This is a genomic window from Microcoleus sp. T3_A4, assembly GCF_036700465.1.
Lineage (GTDB): Bacteria > Cyanobacteriota > Cyanobacteriia > Cyanobacteriales > Microcoleaceae > Microcoleus.
In genome coordinates this window covers 70537-88134 of sequence record NZ_JAUBOY010000010.1, presented here as the reverse complement: position 1 = coordinate 88134, position 17598 = coordinate 70537, and the positions used below count along the sequence as shown (strand labels likewise).

The 17598-nt window shown below is 44.9% G+C and carries 19 protein-coding genes; 10 read left to right on the top strand and 9 right to left on the bottom strand.

Going from position 1 to position 17598, the window contains the following annotated elements; genetic code table 11:
• Nucleotides 1–392 precede the first annotated feature (392 nt).
• From QUA07_RS07995 to QUA07_RS07980, 4 genes are all read right to left on the bottom strand, one after another.
• Nucleotides 393–3662, bottom strand: coding sequence for a tetratricopeptide repeat protein (locus tag QUA07_RS07995; protein WP_333323928.1), 3270 nt, complete (start codon nt 3660–3662; stop codon nt 393–395).
• Nucleotides 3663–3875: 213 nt separating this feature from the next.
• Nucleotides 3876–4301, bottom strand: coding sequence for a glycosyltransferase (locus QUA07_RS07990; protein WP_333324005.1), 426 nt, complete (start codon nt 4299–4301; stop codon nt 3876–3878).
• A gap of 99 nt (nt 4302–4400) precedes the next feature.
• The gene (locus QUA07_RS07985) at nt 4401–4628 is read right to left on the bottom strand and encodes a hypothetical protein (RefSeq protein WP_333323926.1); all 228 of its coding nucleotides are present in this window, start codon (nt 4626–4628) and stop codon (nt 4401–4403) included.
• Nucleotides 4629–4844 carry a hypothetical protein gene (locus QUA07_RS07980; RefSeq protein ID WP_333323924.1) on the bottom strand — a complete coding sequence of 72 codons (216 nt, stop codon included), beginning with the start codon at nt 4842–4844 and terminating at the stop codon, nt 4629–4631.
• A gap of 39 nt (nt 4845–4883) precedes the next feature.
• Between QUA07_RS07980 and rpiA the strand changes: the two genes are divergently transcribed.
• From rpiA to QUA07_RS07965, 3 genes are all read left to right on the top strand, one after another.
• Nucleotides 4884–5600 (top strand): ribose-5-phosphate isomerase RpiA, encoded by a 717-nt coding sequence (gene rpiA, locus QUA07_RS07975; protein ID WP_333105598.1) that lies wholly within the window; start codon nt 4884–4886, stop codon nt 5598–5600.
• Nucleotides 5601–5947: 347 nt separating this feature from the next.
• On the top strand, nt 5948–7156 hold the full coding sequence (locus QUA07_RS07970) for an aldo/keto reductase (RefSeq protein WP_445305877.1): 1209 nt from the start codon (nt 5948–5950) through the stop codon (nt 7154–7156).
• Between the two features lie 213 nt (nt 7157–7369).
• The gene (locus QUA07_RS07965; RefSeq protein WP_333309030.1) at nt 7370–8125 is read left to right on the top strand and encodes a Fe-Mn family superoxide dismutase; all 756 of its coding nucleotides are present in this window, start codon (nt 7370–7372) and stop codon (nt 8123–8125) included.
• 66 nt (nt 8126–8191) lie between these two features.
• Here the strand turns inward: QUA07_RS07965 and rsmG are convergent, their stop codons facing one another.
• Together rsmG and QUA07_RS07955 are read right to left on the bottom strand one after the other, a co-directional pair.
• The gene (gene rsmG, locus QUA07_RS07960) at nt 8192–8935 is read right to left on the bottom strand and encodes a 16S rRNA (guanine(527)-N(7))-methyltransferase RsmG (RefSeq protein ID WP_333323922.1); all 744 of its coding nucleotides are present in this window, start codon (nt 8933–8935) and stop codon (nt 8192–8194) included.
• A gap of 194 nt (nt 8936–9129) precedes the next feature.
• Nucleotides 9130–9795, bottom strand: coding sequence for an energy-coupling factor ABC transporter ATP-binding protein (locus tag QUA07_RS07955; RefSeq protein ID WP_333081148.1), 666 nt, complete (start codon nt 9793–9795; stop codon nt 9130–9132).
• Between the two features lie 384 nt (nt 9796–10179).
• Between QUA07_RS07955 and QUA07_RS07950 the strand changes: the two genes are divergently transcribed.
• The 3 genes from QUA07_RS07950 to QUA07_RS07940 all read left to right on the top strand — a co-directional run bounded on the left by QUA07_RS07950 (nt 10180) and on the right by QUA07_RS07940 (nt 12283).
• A complete protein-coding gene (locus QUA07_RS07950; protein WP_333323919.1) occupies nt 10180–11196 on the top strand; it encodes a Sll0314/Alr1548 family TPR repeat-containing protein in 1017 nt (338 codons plus the stop codon).
• Between the two features lie 15 nt (nt 11197–11211).
• Nucleotides 11212–11664, top strand: a complete 453-nt coding sequence (locus QUA07_RS07945; RefSeq protein WP_333038358.1) for a DUF3531 family protein — start codon at nt 11212–11214, stop codon at nt 11662–11664.
• A 184-nt stretch (nt 11665–11848) separates the two neighbouring features.
• Nucleotides 11849–12283 carry an NUDIX domain-containing protein gene (locus tag QUA07_RS07940; protein WP_333323917.1) on the top strand — a complete coding sequence of 145 codons (435 nt, stop codon included), beginning with the start codon at nt 11849–11851 and terminating at the stop codon, nt 12281–12283.
• Between the two features lie 148 nt (nt 12284–12431).
• Here the strand turns inward: QUA07_RS07940 and QUA07_RS07935 are convergent, their stop codons facing one another.
• Together QUA07_RS07935 and ychF are read right to left on the bottom strand one after the other, a co-directional pair.
• Nucleotides 12432–12797 carry a phage holin family protein gene (locus QUA07_RS07935; RefSeq protein WP_333323915.1) on the bottom strand — a complete coding sequence of 122 codons (366 nt, stop codon included), beginning with the start codon at nt 12795–12797 and terminating at the stop codon, nt 12432–12434.
• 21 nt (nt 12798–12818) lie between these two features.
• Entirely contained in the window at nt 12819–13910 is a 1092-nt protein-coding gene (ychF, locus tag QUA07_RS07930; protein ID WP_333076677.1) for a redox-regulated ATPase YchF, read from the bottom strand.
• A 121-nt stretch (nt 13911–14031) separates the two neighbouring features.
• Here ychF and QUA07_RS07925 point away from each other — a divergent pair, with 121 nt between their 5' ends.
• On the top strand, nt 14032–14388 hold the full coding sequence (locus tag QUA07_RS07925; protein WP_333323913.1) for a hypothetical protein: 357 nt from the start codon (nt 14032–14034) through the stop codon (nt 14386–14388).
• Between the two features lie 133 nt (nt 14389–14521).
• Here QUA07_RS07925 and QUA07_RS07920 read toward each other — a convergent pair whose 3' ends face one another.
• A complete protein-coding gene (locus tag QUA07_RS07920; protein ID WP_333061712.1) occupies nt 14522–14770 on the bottom strand; it encodes a gamma-aminobutyric acid A receptor, epsilon-like protein in 249 nt (82 codons plus the stop codon).
• A 491-nt stretch (nt 14771–15261) separates the two neighbouring features.
• Here QUA07_RS07920 and QUA07_RS07915 point away from each other — a divergent pair, with 491 nt between their 5' ends.
• The 3 genes from QUA07_RS07915 (at nt 15262) to QUA07_RS07905 (ending at nt 17527) form a co-directional block, all read left to right on the top strand.
• Nucleotides 15262–16158 (top strand): C39 family peptidase, encoded by an 897-nt coding sequence (locus QUA07_RS07915; protein ID WP_333323911.1) that lies wholly within the window; start codon nt 15262–15264, stop codon nt 16156–16158.
• Nucleotides 16159–16275: 117 nt separating this feature from the next.
• The gene (locus QUA07_RS07910) at nt 16276–16821 is read left to right on the top strand and encodes a hypothetical protein (protein WP_333323909.1); all 546 of its coding nucleotides are present in this window, start codon (nt 16276–16278) and stop codon (nt 16819–16821) included.
• 64 nt (nt 16822–16885) lie between these two features.
• On the top strand, nt 16886–17527 hold the full coding sequence (locus tag QUA07_RS07905; protein WP_333323907.1) for a lysozyme: 642 nt from the start codon (nt 16886–16888) through the stop codon (nt 17525–17527).
• Nucleotides 17528–17598: the final 71 nt, after the last annotated feature.

Below are 17598 nucleotides of genomic sequence, written 5' to 3'. Positions count from 1 at the left end.
TTTTGCTGAGTTTTATAATGTGAAAGCCTAGCAAATTTACTGATGAGTGTCATCGTTTTTCTACCTGCTGTCAAAAAATTTACGCAACTTTAACTTGTGCGTAATTCTAGCACCACAAAAAAACGATCGCCCTAACTGGCATAAAGTTAGTGCGATCGCGGTACTATGAATCAGCTATTTATCTATCAGAATCGGCGCGGAATTTTTACGCATTTCCACGGATTTTTTTACAAAACTTTACCGTGAGTAGCGTACAAATATCCAGAAACCACGTTTCTCTACCTAAGCTCTCTTTTTTTATTGAACCGCAGAGAACGCAGAGGCGCAGAGGAAGAGAAGAGAGGTAGGAAGGAGTTCACAAGTAATGAGGAATTCCTATAGCAATTCCCTACCTATTTAGCTAACAGTTTTTGAAACACCTCATACATATCCTCAGCCAACTTTTTAGGATTCCACAAAGGTGCGAGATGTTCTGGCTGTTTAGATTTTACTAAATGCTCTTTCACCGCATTTCTGAAACCCGCATCGCGACCAAACTTAACTCCCCACTGCGTGTATTCCTCCCAAGTCCACGCCGCACCAACATCAACATTTGCACTTTTCAGAAAAGCGTAACCCATGCGCGAAAGATATTGGTCGCCCGATCGAGTTACCACTGGCAAATTCGCCCACAAAGCCTCTAAATTGTGAGTCCCGCCGTTGTAAGGATAGGAATCTAAAAGCACGTCGGCTACATAATAAATAGCCCGATGTTCTTCTTCACTTCGGGTTTGCCCTATAAACTTAATCCGAGCAAAATCTACTCCCTGAATTTCGCATTCTTGGCGGTAAGTGCTGTGAATAACATCGGGGTCGCCTTGACCTTTGCGGATTAACACACTATCTGGTACTTCCTTAAGGATTTGAACTTGAGCTCGTACCATTTCGGGATTAGTTTTTCTCCCTGGCGCAACGCACAGATAAGTCATTTGATCCAACCCAATTCCCAGAGCATTTCTAATCGCCTCTCGATTTACAGGAATGCTTTGCAGTGCGCCAATTGCTACCGAACAAGCAGGCAATCTTACTAACTGTTCTAAGTAATTTTTTTCCACACCAGGGGGGTGAGTGTGTTCGTCGCAGAGAAAGTAGTGATTATCTGAAATGTAGGGTGCGTCAAATCCTAGCCAAGAAACGCAAATACCCGCAGGATATTGATACAGCACTTCCACATTTGTTGGCACTGTCATCGAGTCTAAGTCTATCAAAACATCCAAGTTGTCTTGCGCTACTTCGGCGAAGATTTCACCGCCATCAGCAAAGCCGTTTGGATATTTTTTAGGCCAGTAAAACTTGCCCGCCATGTCTTCAAACCGCTGCGTAACTTCATCTCGGTGGAGTTTGCCGGTGACGTAAAGGTGCACGTGGGGGGTGATGTGGCTTAATTCGCGAATTAGAGCTTCGCTGCACCAGCCTACTGAGTGGCGGCGGAAGTGTTTGGAAAGAAAGCCTATTTTTAAAGGACGCTGTTCTTTTGTTTGGTAATTTGCTAAGTTGATTCTGTTAATGTCTTGGCGCTTAGGGACGGCTTTTTGGTAGTATTCTTTGGCAATTAGTCTGTAGAAGCTGGCATTCTTTTCGCGGTTGTCTCGCAGGTGAGAAACTGCAAACAGGAAGATTTCGTAGAGCAGTTTTAGTTCGATAACACTAAAGGTTTCGACCTTTTCGTAGCAGAGTTTTTCGATTTCTTCGAGTTTTTGAATTGCGTGTTGGCTGACACCTGATTGCAGGTAGGAAAAGACGTAGGCTGTAGCTGACATGATTGGGGCATTTTCGCCACAGTTTTCGCAGTATTTGTCGGCTATGCTACGGGCTCCGGCGAGGTTGGTGGAATGGCTTAGCAAGTCGCACAGTTGTTGGTAGGCTTCGCTAAATTTGGGGTTGCATTGGATCGCTTTTTCAAAATTGGCGATCGCCTCCAACGGCTTATCTTGTTTCTGAATGTGTCCCATCCGGCAGTAAACCTCTGCCCAATTCGGTTTTAATCCCAAAGCTTGCTGATAGCTGGCTAAAGCTTCTTCCAGCCGCCCCTGCATGGAAAAACAACTGCCGAGGTTAGCGTGAACTTCCGGCCAGTCGGGCTTTATTTTCAGAGTGTTTTGATAATTAGTAATTGCTTCGTCGTACTTGTTTTGCTGTAAAAAAGAATTGGCTATATTGAAGTGCAAAACTTCTAAATGCGGCTTTAAAGCTACAGCTTTCTGATAGTAAGCGATGGCAGCATCGAGATTGCCTTGTTGCGATCGCGCGCTGCCGATGTTACCGTAAGCTTCTGCCCAATCCGGCTTAATGGCGATCGCATTTTGGTAGCTTTCGATGGCTTCCTCGCGCTTTCCTTGGCTGAAAAGCCGATTACCTAAGTTAAAGTGGAAGTCTGCACCGACTAGCTGCGGGTTGAGTTCGGATGTTCTTTTAAAACAGGCGATCGCAGCTTCGATGTTGCCGTGTTGGTGATATACTTTCCCTAAATTCCAGTGAGCTCCCGCTAAATCAGGACTCAGGGCAATGGCTTGCTGGTAATGGGCGATCGCTTCTTCCAAACGCCCCATTTTGAAATACATACTGCCGATATTGGCGCGCACTTCCGCAAAATTTGGCTGCAATTCTAGGGCTTGAGAATACGATCGAATTGCAGCTTCAGTTTTGCCTCCTGCTTGCAAGGCATTGCCTAAAGTGACGTAAGCGTAGATGAAATCCGGTCGAATTTTTAGCGCTTGCTGACAAGCTGCGATCGCCTCTTTAATTTTACCTTGAACTAAAAAGTTTTCGGCGAGTTTATTGTACGGTTCTACTTCTTCAAAATTGGCAACTTGTCCGCTATCTGGAACGTTGAGCGAGGTAACTTGTTCGGAAAGTTCGGCGGGGTTTGTAAAGGGAGTATTTAAAGTCTCAGTGGTGGGGGCTGGCGGCAAATTGATGCTCGAAGGCTGCAAGCCGTAGCCTTCATCTTTGTTGACAGATACTGGTTGCGCTTCCCCTGATTCTGTTTCTAATTCAATAAAGTTGCTGTCAGTATTTTCCCGCTCTTTTTGTGCGATCAAACTCGATAGTTTCTCAGCAGCGCTGGCATCTTCCGGTTGCTGTTGCAGCACTTTTTGATAGCAAGCAATGGCTGCATCTAACTTTCCTTGCTGCTGCAAAACGCTGCCCAGCATCATATTGACCGAACACAATTGAGGATTAATCGCCAGAGCTTTCTGGTAATAATTTGCCGCCTGTTCCAATTGCCCTAACTTGTAATACATACTGCCGATATTCGCGCTGGCTTCAGCAAATTCCGGCTGAATTTCTAAAGCTTGCAAGTAAGCTTCAATTGCCCTTTCCAGCTTTTCTTGACTGTGCAGGGCATTGCCCATTGTCAAGTAAGCGGCAGCAAAATTAGGTTTGAATTTAAGAGCAAGATTGCAAGAGGCGATCGCATTTTCAAATTCTCCTTGCAAAACATAAACTTCCGCCAACTTTTTATGAACTTCTGCATCTCCTGGATTAAACTCTAAAGCTTTCTGATAGTTCTCGATTGCGCCACCGAGATCACCTCGCTCTTTCAGCCAATTTCCCTTTTGAAAATAATCTCTCACTGCCTCTAAACCTACTAAAGAATTCCCGATCATTTGCTCTGCCACTCTTACAGGTTTTACACTAATACTATTCAGCCATTCTACCCACTATCGGGATCGCACAGACCAAGTACACCCTCGATTTATATATTCTACCTGCTGTCTCCGATGATTTTCAGCAGTGGCGCCGCCCGCACCCCTGGCCTCATTTAAAACTCGGACTACGGCCTCTGAAAACCGCCTTGTATATCCCTCCCAATCTGCTTTGCCCGCCCGCTTCTAATTAGTGATCAATGCAAAATTTTCCACCCCTGACATTGAAACTAGACGGGCAAATCCAGCAGTTGTTTCCGGCAAAGCTGCCAATTCACTCGTCACAATCCGGCAACCACTGGCCATCGCCTCCATCACCGCAATAGATGAGGTTTCCAAATAGGTATTCGGGTAAGCTAAAACCGCAACTGAACGCAGTTGCCGGACGAGTTCGGGTTGGGGTATGGAACCGACGTACTCGACGCCTTCTGTTCCCTGACACTGGCGGTAAAGTTGACCGAAAAAAAGCTGGTTATCATTGTCGTCTATTTGGTGTACTTTCATGCTTGAAAATACTTTTAATGTGGTTCCGGGGAAAGCTTGACGAATTGCGGGAAAGACTTTTAACAAAATATCGAGTCCGCGAAATGGAGTGCTGGTGTAAGCTAGAATGGGCGGCAGAGATTTTTGAGAGAGGATAGAAATATTATCGGGGAAAATGTTAGCAAAACAAGGTGTAATCGCATTTGTTAAAACACAACTGCGATGGAATTAACTCCCAAGGCGCTGGCAAAATTGCTCGCGCTGCCAGTCGCTGACAAATACAAAGGCATCGCAAGCATTGATTTCTCGCTCATTCTTAAAATTTTCGAGGAATACAAAGCCGGGTTCGTTATTAATCCACAAAATTAATTTAGTTTGTTCCCCCAAAAGCCGCTTAACTTCCAGCGCTTTGCCGGCTATATTAACTATAACTAAAAAATCGAGCGATCGCAGCAATTATAAATTAGATTTGTCCCCCACCCTGCGCCTGCAATCAACACCGTGCGACATCCCCGACTCGGAAGTATTGTTGAGCAAAAATACCTCGTTTCCCTGTGCAGCCAACGCCTCAGCTAAGTAACAAATAGCAGACTGAGTGCCTCCCAAAGGTTCGCGGTAAGGAGTTGCAATATTGTAATCCCAGGTGTAGGTATCGAGAAAGCCGATTTTCATTCAATGGTATAATCTTAAAACTATTAAGGAGTACCGAACATGACCACAGAACAAGATCCCGTAAAATTGATGAAACAGCAAGTCGGCTTTGCTGCTGCCGATCGCGTAAAATCTGGTATGATTGTCGGACTAGGCACCGGGTCAACTACAGCTTATACTATTCAAGCATTGGGCGATCGCATAAAATCCGGTCAACTCAAAGATATCAAGGGAGTGCCGACATCTTTTCAATCAGAAGTGTTAGCCAAACAGTACGGAGTACCGCTGACAACACTAGATGAAATTGACAGAATTGATGTGGCTATTGACGGCGCTGATGAAGTAGATCCCCACCTCAACTTAATTAAAGGTGGCGGCGCAGCCCACACCCGCGAAAAAGTAGTCGATTACCTCGCCACTCAATTTATTGTAGTAGTTGACAGTTCTAAAATCGTAGATAAATTGGGTTCGACTTTTCGCGTCCCCATCGAAGTTATACCGATGGCATTAACACCCGTGATGCGCGCCATTGAAAAATTGGGTGGCAAACCCGAACTCCGCATGGGCGTGAAAAAAGCAGGCCCCGTAATTACCGATCAAGGTAATATGGTAATTGATGTCAAATTTGATGACATTGCCAACCCCGGAGAAATGGAAAAAAGCTTGAATAACATTCCCGGTGTGTTAGAAAATGGTTTGTTTGTAGACTGTACAGATTTGGTTTTAGTCGGCGAAATCCAAGACGGAAAACCCGTAGTCCGGGAGATTTCTAAATAGTCAAAACTGCCCCACTGGCGGTCAAAAACTCTTGGTGGAACAGGCATTTTGCCTGTTCAGGAGAATGCTGCAATATGCGAGTTAAGCTGTTGGGCATCTAAATTGTATTTTTAGGGCGGGCTTTCGGGCCCAACCCCTACTCCCCACAAGACTTTTCTTAAATTTGACTATACAATTTAAATGCACTTGGGCTTACCTTGACTTTGATTGTCAAAATTCAGGGGTTTAAACTCCTGTATGGCGGAGGAATATTTTTAGGGTGGTTTATAAATCTCCATCCTAAAAACCAGGCGATTCATCTGTCAACTGTCAACTGTCAACTGTCAACTGTCAACTGTCAACTGTTTATGATGCAATATCGCAGATTCGGTCGCACAGAATTATCCATGCCCGTCTTTTCCTGCGGTGGCATGAGATATCAGTACAAATGGCAAGACGTGCCAGCCAATGAAATCCCCCCAGACAATCAACAAAATCTAGAAGCAACGATTCGCTACTCAGTTGAATGTGGCATCAATCACATAGAAACTGCTCGCGGTTACGGCACTTCCGAGATGCAATTGGGGCTAATTTTGCCGAACTTTCCCCGCGAAAACTTGATCGTGCAAACGAAAGTTAGCCCCAAACAGAACTCCCAAGAGTTTCGCGAAGAATTTGATAAATCCTTAGCTTATTTGCAACTGGAATACGTCGATTTACTGTCGCTACACGGTATTAATACGTGGGAATTGTTAGAGGAGTCTATCCGTCCGGGCGGCTGCATGGATGTGGCGAGAAAGTTGCAAGCAGAAGGGAAAGTTAAGTTTATTGGTTTTTCAACTCACGGCCCGACGGACGTGATTGTCAAAACAATTGAAACCAATCAATTTGATTATCTTAACTTGCACTGGTACTACATCAATCAAAGTAATTGGCCTGCTATTGAAGCTGCTAAACGTCACGATATGGGCGTTTTTATTATCAGTCCTTCCGACAAAGGCGGTCAACTTTACAACCCGCCACAAAAATTAATCGACTTGTGCTATCCGCTGAGCCCGATGGTGTTTAATGATTTGTTTTGTTTGTCGCATCCGCAAGTACACACTTTGAGTTTGGGTGCAGCGAAACCTGAAAATTTTAACGAACATCTCAAAGTTTTAGAATTGTTAGATAGATCAGATGAAATTTTGCCTCCGATATTAGAAAAGTTAGAAAAAGCAGCAATTGATAAATTAGGAGAAGATTGGTTTAAAACTTGGCACGTCGGTTTACCAACTATAGAAAATACTCCCGGAGGTATTAATATTTATGTGATTTTGTGGCTGTGGAATTTGGCGCAGGCTTACGATACGATCGACTATTGCAAGATGCGCTACAACCTTTTAGGTAATGGGGGCCACTGGTTCCCCGGCCAAAAAGCCGTGAACCGTAGCTATCCCGTAGGGAATCGCCTCGATGAATTAGACTTGCGCCGCTGTCTAGCGCACAGTCCCCACGCTGCTAAAATTCCCGGTATTCTTCAAGCAGCCGATCGGCTTTTTGGGGGCGAAGCCATCCAGCGCTTGTCCCAAGAATAATCAAAAAAAACCCGGTTTCGAGACAGAAACCGGATTAGTGAACCGGAGCACGTGAGTTAGTTACGCGCACACAATTAGCCTATACTTGAGAAACTCTCACAACCATCGCCCATCCGTCTCATCCATTCGGGCGATACCACTTTTTTTCTCAACTCACTCCCATTTTGCTTTAATCTGAGATAAAACAGTTAATAATTCACTTAGGTACTTTTTATGACTCTCAAACGCCGAGATTTCTTGTATTTAGTGACAGCCACCGTCGGAGCTATTACCGCAGGTGCTTGCCAAGCGTCAGGAAATAATGTATCGCAAGCAAGTCCAATTGCAGAAAGTCCAAAAATAGCCCAAACTCCGGGGCCTTTTACACTACCACCTCTGCCCTACGAATACAATGCTTTAGAACCGCACATCGATGCGCGGACAATGCAATTTCACCACGACAAACACCACGCCGCTTACGTTAAAAACCTCAACGATGCTGTCAGTAAATACCCGCAACTCAAAAATATCTCTGCGGAAGATATGCTGCGAGATTTGAGCAAAGTGCCGGAAGATATTCGCACAACCGTGCGTAACAATGGTGGCGGACACCTAAATCACAGTATGTTTTGGGAAATCATGGGTCCCAACGGCGGCGGCGAACCCACAGGGGCACTTGCAACAGCAATTCAGCAAAATTTCGGCAGTGTTGACGATTTTAAAACAAAATTTAACGATGCCGGCGCCAAGCGTTTTGGCAGCGGTTGGGTGTGGCTAGTCCGCAATAAAGCTGGCAAACTTGAGATTACAACTACGGCAAATCAAGACACTCCTTTCATGGAGGGCAACTATCCAATTATGGGTAACGATGTTTGGGAACACGCTTATTATCTCAAATACCAAAACCTTCGCGCCGACTACTTAAAAGCTTGGTGGAATGTTGTTAATTGGGCGGCAATTAACAAGCGCTACGAAAAGGCTATCGGGTAGTTTTCAATTAGATGAAATACAGGACACGGCCGATGAAATACAGGACACGGCACTGCCGTGTCCCTACTAGCGCACGGGACGCTCGAACTGCTGTACAACTTTCCGCAAGTAAACGCAGTGCCGCGCCCCCTGACTCGTCGGCGTTGTGAATGCTTCGACTGACTCAACTGTGCCGCCCAAATGCTCGCTCGCCCTTTGCAACTCGGTTTCTTCCTCCACCGTCCAATTCCCTCGGTAAAGTACAGCTAAACCGCCATTTTTCAGCAGAGGCAGCGCGGATTTAGCGCAGAGAGGAGCGGCTCCCACTGCTCGAAGAACTGCTAAATCGTAAGCTTGTTTGTGCTGTGGCTGTCGGGCAATTTCATCGGCTCTGCCCAACAAAGTCGCCGCATTTTCTATCCCTAAAGACGGCACAACTGTTTCCAAAAAAGTAATTTTTTTGCGAGTAGAATCCAGCAAAGTAACTGATAAATGCGGCAGGGCGATCGCGATCGGCAACCCCGGAAAACCCCCACCAGTGCCAATATCAATAACTTTATGCACCGAATCTAGGGGCAATTCGCTATTTTTTCCTGCACTGTTATTAGCTGGCAGCAGTCTCGCAATTCCCCGCAGAGAATCCCACAAATGTTTTTCCCAAAACTCCATCGGCTCAGTAATTCGAGTTAAATTCAAGGAGCGATTTCCCTCGACAATTAACTCATAAAGCCGCTGAAATTTTTGTTGCTGCGACTCATCCGGCTGCCAATTCAGCGTTTTTTGCCACAACTCGTTCATCTGGGGCAACACAGGCATTTTAATCTCATTCATCAGATTCTATTTCCACTCTTTTCTTTGAGTCCGCACAGGCGGACTTTGTTTGTGTAGTCGCGAATTATATTCACCGAGAATTTCTTCAGTCCGCGCAGGCGGACTTTGTTTGTGTAGACGCGAATTATATTCGCTGCCAATTGATTTAGACGCGAATTCTATTCGCCGGGAAACCATTGGAAACGCCAGAAAAATCAAACGCAACTCGTTTCCTTAGCTTCTAATTTAGCCCGATCGACCTCCTGCAAATCCCCGTGATCTAAAGTCCAAAATCGGTCAGCAACGCTCAGCAAATCGCTAGCATCGTGAGTGACAATCAACAAAGTCCAGTGACTTTTCAACTTACTCAACAAGCTTACCAACTGCCGGCGCATCGACCAATCCAAACCCGCCGTCGGTTCGTCCAAAAGTAGCAAATGCGGCTGCCGAATTAGCTGCACCGCCAGGGCTACCCTGCGCTGTTGCCCGCCACTCAAAGCGTGGGGGGAAGCGCGCAGCGGCAAATGTCCGAGTCCCACTTCTGCCATTGCTTTGTTGATTTGTTCTTGTCCCAATTCAGGATGCCCCAGTCGCAATTCTTCTAAAATTGTGCCTCCGCAAAAATGCCTTTCTGGAAACTGAAATACTAACCCTCCTAATTGTTGCAAGTGTTCCGGTGTTAATTCTTGTTCCCGCCAACGGATGTCGCCGCTAGTTTTTTCCGCTAAACCTGCTAATATTTCTAATAGCGTACTTTTGCCTGAACCGCTGCGGCCCACAATCAGCCCCATTTGCTGCGAGGGAAGTTCTAAGTTAATATTTTTCAGAATAGGATTCGGACAGGCGGTAGGATGATATACTAAGTTTTTTAGATAAAGCATTAATGGCAGTTGTTAGTTGGCAGTTGGCAGTTGGCAGTCAGAAAAATAGTTATTGTTGGATGAGGTAACTCCTGGTTGTGCTATTAATAGTTAAGGCTATTTCTGGTTGTTGCCGATCGCACACAATTATTTTACATAAATCTTTACAAAAATTTCCTTTTTTTTCAGGATGGGCGTTTGATTTTTTGGTTTTTTTATGGTATATTTTAATAATGCAAATCTGTCCTTTAATACATTACAAGTCACACTTCCATTATTAAAATATACCTCAACAACCACAAAAAATCAAGCAAATTTTACTTTTTTGTTGGTCGCGGCCCGAAAGTCTGAAAATTTAACTCTCTTGTTTCTAGTTTACAGTATATTACATTGAGAGAATTGACGATGACGAAAACCCCTTTAGCATCGCTTGGCAAGCAAATGTTAAGTTCTAAACAGACAGTGCGGGCGATCGCCTGTGCAGGAGCGATCGCCCTCAGCATCTGCATTAACTCAGCAGTAGCGGGCGATCCCTTTCGCAGCAGCAACGCGCAGGCGATCGGGCCCAACACCGAAACTGCTTTCAAAACAATGTTTCAGCAAGGAAACTACAAACAAGCAAAAACTCAAATTCAACAAGCACTATCAACCGAACCAAACGAGCCGCTAGCCTATGCAATGGCAGCCTCCCTATCCTACATCGAGCAGGACTTAAACTCGATGAATTCCTACGCACAAAAAACCCGCGAAGTCGGCGAAAAATTGACTAAAACTAATCCATTGCGCGGCAATATTTACACAGCAGCAGGTCACTTTCTAGAAGGGGCGAACATTATAGCCAAAGAAGGAACAGCCAAAGGCGCGCCCCAAGCGTTGAGTAAATTGCGAGTAGTATTTCAATACCTAGATGCCGCCGATAAAATAGCGCCCAACGACCCCGAACTCAACCTGCTCAAAGGCTACATGGACTTAATTCTAGCCACAAATCTGCCATTTTCCAACCCTAACGAAGCCATTCAAAGACTCGAACAAAAAGCCTCTCCTCGCTACTTAGCTTATCGCGGCATGGCAGTAGGATATCGAGACTTAAAAAAGTACGATCGCGCTTTAGAGTTTGCCAACAAATCTCTAGCAGAAACGCCCAACAATCCCGAAGTTCTCTATCTAAAAGGACAAATCTTGTTTTCCCAATCCCAAGGGAAAGACAGCAACAAAACCTTACTTGAGGAAGCCCGAAAACACTTCGACGCAGCCTTAGCAAAACCCGACCAACTGCCACGCAGTTTAGTAGCAGAAATTTTCTTTCAGCAGTGCAGAACCCGTAACCGTCTCGACAGCCAATCTCGCGCCTGCGACCCGATGCGCGATAAAATTAGAGATGCAGATGGAGTCTGGGGGCCGGCGGCCTTACCACCACTATAAAAACACCAAAAAACTATGCAAGTAGAGTTTCGCGAGTTTAACCCCTTTGACCTCTGGATTTGGCTGAAGTTCAGCAACGTGCCTTCAAACGGTGAAAAACAGTATGTTGAAGAAGTGTTTGACTCTTGGTTTTTCTTGGGAAAACTGGGAGGATTTAATGCAGAAAATTTGCAAGTTCAAGATGAAGGCTTAGATATCAGTCAGATGAATTACGATGTTAATCTAGCCGACCAAAGCATGATGGCTTTGATGCACAATATGGGAGAAATGGAGTATCAAGGTTCTTGGGCTCGCTGCTGGTTTGATTTGGGTACTAGCGATGCAATTGGCCTCGATGTCTTGATTAATGTTTTCCAGCAACTCAGCAAAGAATTCGTAACCATTGAAAAACTCATTATTGGCGGGGAAAATAGAAACTGGCCCGTTGACACCAGTCGCCGTCGAGAGACTTTTGCCGCCGATAATTAGTGATTAGTGATTACTCATTAGGGGCGGATTCTACTCGTTACTACGCTCTGCCTGGTAACACATATCCGGAGGCTCTGCCTCCTATTTTGCTGCTCCGAAAGCGAGGCAGAGCCTCTGGACATTGATTCCTAGACATAGCCTAGGAACCAGTTAAGGATTGATCACTAATGACTGATGACTAATTATGCAAAAAGGTAAAGTTCGCGTAATTGTTTTAGGATTAATTCAATCGGGCGATCGCATTTTCGTGTCAGAATGCGAAGATCCGGTCAAAAAAGACACATTTTACCGCGCTTTGGGCGGCGGCGTAGAATTCGGAGAACACAGCATCGACGCTTTGCAAAGAGAGTTTCAAGAAGAAATTCAAGCCGAGTTGACAAACATCAAATATTTGACTTGTTTGGAAAACTTCTTTATTTATAATGACCAAGCCGGACATGAATTAATACAACTATACCAGTGCGATTTTGTCGATTCCAAATTTTATGAATTGGATAGTCTGGATTTTGCAGACGGAGATGGGGAGCATACTGCATTTTGGATGCCGATCGAGCGCTTTCGATCGGGCGAATTGCGCCTAGTTCCAGAGCAATTTATCGACTACTGCGAAGGCAAATAACTCAACCAATACCAAAAAACAAATACCTGATATGGGGGAATTCAACCTAAAATATTTGCCGAAGAGGCGAGTTTCACCTGAAATATTTGCGATAACTAACAGGATGAATAAACCCGCCCCTTCCTTCCGCCCCCCGCATTACCCGGATCTACCTTACACTAGGCAGAGTCCGCAACAGCTCATAGAGCAAAGAGTTGATAAAACCGAGGGCGATAGCCCCCAGCAAAGCACTCCAAATTCCCCAGCGCAAGCGAAATCCATCCACTAGCCAAGCCGCCAATCCAAAGATAATCGCGTTGATAACAATTATCCACAAACCAAAAGTTACCAACACCAATGGAAAACCCAAAACCACAAAAAGCGGCCGCACCAAAGCATTCAGCAATCCAAAAACCGCCGCCGAAATCATAGCTTTTCCAAAAGTGTCAATATCTACCCCGATGGGCAACTTGGAAATGATAAAAAAGCTGACAGAAGTAACCAGCCAAGCAATTACCAGCGAAATGATATCCATGTGCCAATCTCCTTAAAAAAGCTAAACATTAAATCGGAACAACAGCACATCCCCCTCTTGTACAACATACTCTTTTCCTTCACTGCGAACTAAGCCTTTTTCCTTAGCTGCATTCATCGCGCCCGTAGCAACCAAATCTTCATAACTCACAGTTTCGGCCCGGATGAAACCCCGTTCAAAGTCCGAGTGAATAACCCCTGCAGCTTGCGGTGCTAACATTCCCGCGATAATCGTCCAAGCGCGAGTTTCTTTCGGCCCGCTAGTAAAATAAGTCCGCAAACCCAATAATTCGTAAGTAGCTCGAATCAGAGATTTCAAGCCCCCTTCTTTTACCCCCAGAGATTCTAGGAAATCCGTTCGTTCTTCCTCGGATAACTCCACCAATTCTGACTCAACTTGCGCCGAAACTATGACAACCTTAGCATTTTCTTTAGCTGCTACTTCCCGCACTTGTTCGACATAGCTATTCCCTGTTGCTAAATCGTCATCAGATACGTTAGCAGCATAGATAATTGGTTTGTTGGTCAGTAATTCCAAACCTTTAACTAATTCAGCTTCTTCATCTGTGAAATTGTACTGCCGCGCTGGTTTCCCGGCATTCAAAACCACCACTAATTTTTCTAGCACATCCACTTCGGCCTGAGCTTCCTTGTTGTTGCGGGCTAGCTTGCGAGTGCGATCGAGCCTACGTTCAATTTGAGCTAAATCTGCTAGAATTAATTCGAGATTGATAATGTCAATATCTCGGATCGGATCGACAGAACCCGCAACGTGAATAATATCGTCATTCTCAAAACAGCGGACCACGTGGACGATCGCATCTACGGCCCGAATGTGAGACAAAAACTGATTTCCCAGTCCTTCCCCCTGACTCGCCCCCTTCACCAAACCCGCAATATCCACAAACTCCATCCGCGTCGGGACAGTTTGCACGGAATTGGAAATATTGCTCAGCACCTTCAACCGTTCGTCTGGCACTGCCACGATACCCGTATTTGGCTCGATCGTACAGAAAGGAAAATTAGCAGCAGTCGCCTTGGCATTAGCAACCAGAGCATTAAACAAAGTAGATTTGCCAACATTAGGCAGTCCGACAATTCCGGCAGTAAGCATAGCTATTTAGAAACATATCACTGTTTCAAAATATCATAAGCAATAGCAATATATCTGACTTGTCCCTTCTAACTTCTACAGCTAAGCTTGAATAAATATCTAACTTGAGGTAGATGGCTCAATGGTTAACAAGTGGTTAAGCAAAGTAACGATCGCTGCGGGGCTGTCGCTGCCCCTGTTAGGGCTGACAGCAGCTAGCGTTTTCGCTCAGATGGTCAAAATTTCGGTGGTTAACAACAGCGGCCAGACGATGACAGCAGTCTATATGTCTCCTCCCGATAAGGAGACTTGGGGAGAAAACGAGCTAGAGGCCCCCATTCCCGATCGGGAAAAGGCAGATTTTGAGTGGAATCAAGCTGACTACGGCGGCTCGGATGCGGGCTGTATTTTCGATGTCAGGGCGGAATACTCTGACGGCAAATCCACTGATTTGGAGGCTGTTGACCTTTGCAAAGAGACGGCGCTCAACTTCAATTAATTCATAATTTAGGCAAAAACCGAGTTTTTTCAAGTCTGATATTCAACAAAATGATTGGGGACTTTGGAGAAAGCCGGTTTTTGCGATCGACCTCACAAACAATCTTAAATTGTGCGATCGACTAAAACATAATTTAAACAGGTTCCGGGATTGTCTGAGGAATAGGCTCCGGCACTGTCTGAGGAATTGGAGAGGGTACAGTTTCCGGCACCGGTTCGGGAATTGGCTGGGGAATTGGCGCAGGTACCGGCTCCGGTACTATCCCGGGAATCGGTTCGGGAACGGGGCCCGGCACTGGTGGCGATGCGGGTATAGTCGGCAGCCCCGGTTCGGTACTGGGAATCTGCGGGCCGGGAAATGGAGTAGGGTTGGGAAAAATCACGGCAATTCTATTAATAACTCAATACAATCATCGTAGATAAAAAACTCAAATTACGACATCTATCTAAATAGTTAAAGTTTATTAAATTTGACATTTTGCATTATTTTAAATCAGCTTTTTGGAGTAGAGGAAAGCAACCGGGTTTATCTGTATTTGATTTTTTATGCTGACCGGAAGCAATTTGGTCATAGCCCCTCGGTACAGGCAGTGAACCCTTGAAAAAAGCGTAGCGTACTCATCACCTGCGATCGCTACAGCCCGTGGGAGCAATTTTTTAATCTAAAATCGCGCAATCGATCGCCGTCTGAAAAGCCTTGCCAGCCTGTAGTTTGGCACGACACCTAGCCAAAAGTACAGGTTCTGTCCTGTACTTACGGCCAGTTGCGAGCTGGCCTTTTGGCTAATTTAAGACTCAACTAAAAGCTAGGAACTTTTTGGGGATTATTCTCTTACGATTGAACCTAGCATCTTACCAGTCCACGAGGTAAAGAATGAACACCCTAGAATATACATTGCGTTTTAAAGACAATTCGGTGCTGAAAGCTCGCCCACTCGACACATCACTATTATCTCCAGATCAAATGCTCAAGTACAAAGCCGGAGAGGAAATTTTTATCAGTGCGTACACCCCTAATTTGCAAGGTAAGTATATTCGGGTTTATCTCGATGAATTTGATATTCGTTCACCAGAAACAGCCCCAAAACAATATTACTGTTTTGGCGATGATGTTGAAATCTCCTTAACGGCTGTTCCGCGAGGTGAGTCAGTTGCTCAACAGTACCAGCCGGTACTGCCGCCGAAAGTTGATTTAAAAGTTCCTTACCACTCTCAGCTCAATAATTTAAAACGTCCTTCAGGGGCGTGTAATGTCACTTGCATAGCAATGGTTCTCAAGTATTATGAGGTGGATTCTCGAACGCAAGAAGATATTAAAAACGATGTACAGCTTGAAGATGTGCTGTTCCGAAAAACAGAAGAGTGGGATGAAAAGGAGGGTTATCCTCTCGCAGACGGCACTTGTACGCGACACATCCCCATTTATCTTCAGCGGCTTCTCCGGGAGTGGGGTCAAAAATATGGCAATGGAAAACTTCAGAATACTTACTTCAAAAATGTTACCTCTGAACAGGAAATAAAACAGCATTTAGCTAAAGGTAATCCTGTTGTCATTCACGGTTATTTTACAAATGGTCATATCATTGTCATCAAAGGTTATGACGATGCAGAGGGAGTTTGGATCTGCAACGATCCCTATGGCAAATGGCTAGGTTATCAGGGTGGATATGACAATAACGCTAGCGGTGGAGATGTTCGCTACACTTATTCCGACCTTCGAGCTGTTTGGGATGTGGGTGGCGAGAGTTGGTGTCATTTTCCCGTTCCCTAAGTAAGCCTTGATATTTGTAGTGTCGGGTCTCCTAGATTGATAGTATCAAAACAATCGCTCTTCTCAACCCGCCCTTTCTTTCACCTTGTAGTCGGTCACAACAACTTCCCTAAAGTTATGACGCAAATTGATGAAGTAGCGCAAAAATTGCTAGACCTTGATGAAGATACTCTCAAGGCACAGCTTGGGATTCGGCTTCAAGAAATAGGGCAAGATACAACCGCACGTTCTGCTTCTATTGAGAGTCTGGAAGAGGAGCTAAACGCAACTCCCAGAGGTTTTAGTTCAGATAGTCTTGCTTTGAAATTTGGCGACCAATTCTTCAAGAAATTCAATATCAAATCCTATGAGTTGATGTGCGGCGAACTGTTAGACCCAGAACTGATAGCCAAAATTCAGGCAAGCTACAAAGAAAACTCTGAGAAAGCAGCGACATTTTTAGCCCCAGCTTTAGCAAGTCAACTCAATTTACCTTTTTCGATCGCCATGATTGTTGCGGTATTGATTATCAAAACCCTGGTTTCGGCAACTTCTACAGTTGCCGAAACCACATCGGAAACGGTCTGCGAAATTTGGGAAAAAAATCTGCCTGAAGAGACAGATACATTTAACGGCAAAGAATCGCCAACAGCAAACAGTGTTGCACAACAGCCAGTGAATTAATTATAGAGCTTATGCTTCACGGTTGAATTGAAACATAAAATCCAAAAAGTAAGGATAAATCACGATGGAACGGGTGCTGGAAATCTTCCCTGATGGAAGTCTTTATGAAATGGAAGGCGAGGTGGCGGTAAAGGCGATCGCCACCGAAGGACAAGTTAAATTGCTTTCAAAAGCTTTGCGATTCACATTAGCTAAAACCTTTGGGATCGCTCCTCCCGATAAAGTTCCTCCTCAAGTTATGGAAATAGCCGCTCGCGGAGGGATGACAATCAATCAAGACGGGGTGAATTTGATTAAATCCTTTGAGGGAATGGAGGTAGAAGCCTATCTTGATGCTGTTGGCGTTTGGACAATTGGATACGGACATACCCAAGGCGTATATGAGGGAATGACTATTACGGAAGCACAGGCGGAAGAATTGCTGAGAAAAGATTTAGCAGAATTTGAAGGGTATGTGTCTGAGGCTGTGCAAGTTTCTATCAATGAAAATCAATTTTCGGCGTTAGTGTCTTTTACTTTTAATCTGGGGCCTGAAAATCTTTTTGATTCAACTCTTTTAAAGCTTTTAAACCAAGGAGACTTTCAGGGAGCGGGCGATCAATTCCCGCGATGGAATAAAGCAGGCAGTCAAGAATTAGAAGGATTGACACGGAGGCGGAAGGCTGAAAGAGCTTTGTTTTTAGGGGAAGATTGGACAGTTTTTTAGGTTTTAAACTGTTGTTTAAGCCTCCTCAATAAACTAGAGAACTTTAAAAACCATAAAAACTGAAGAAAAAT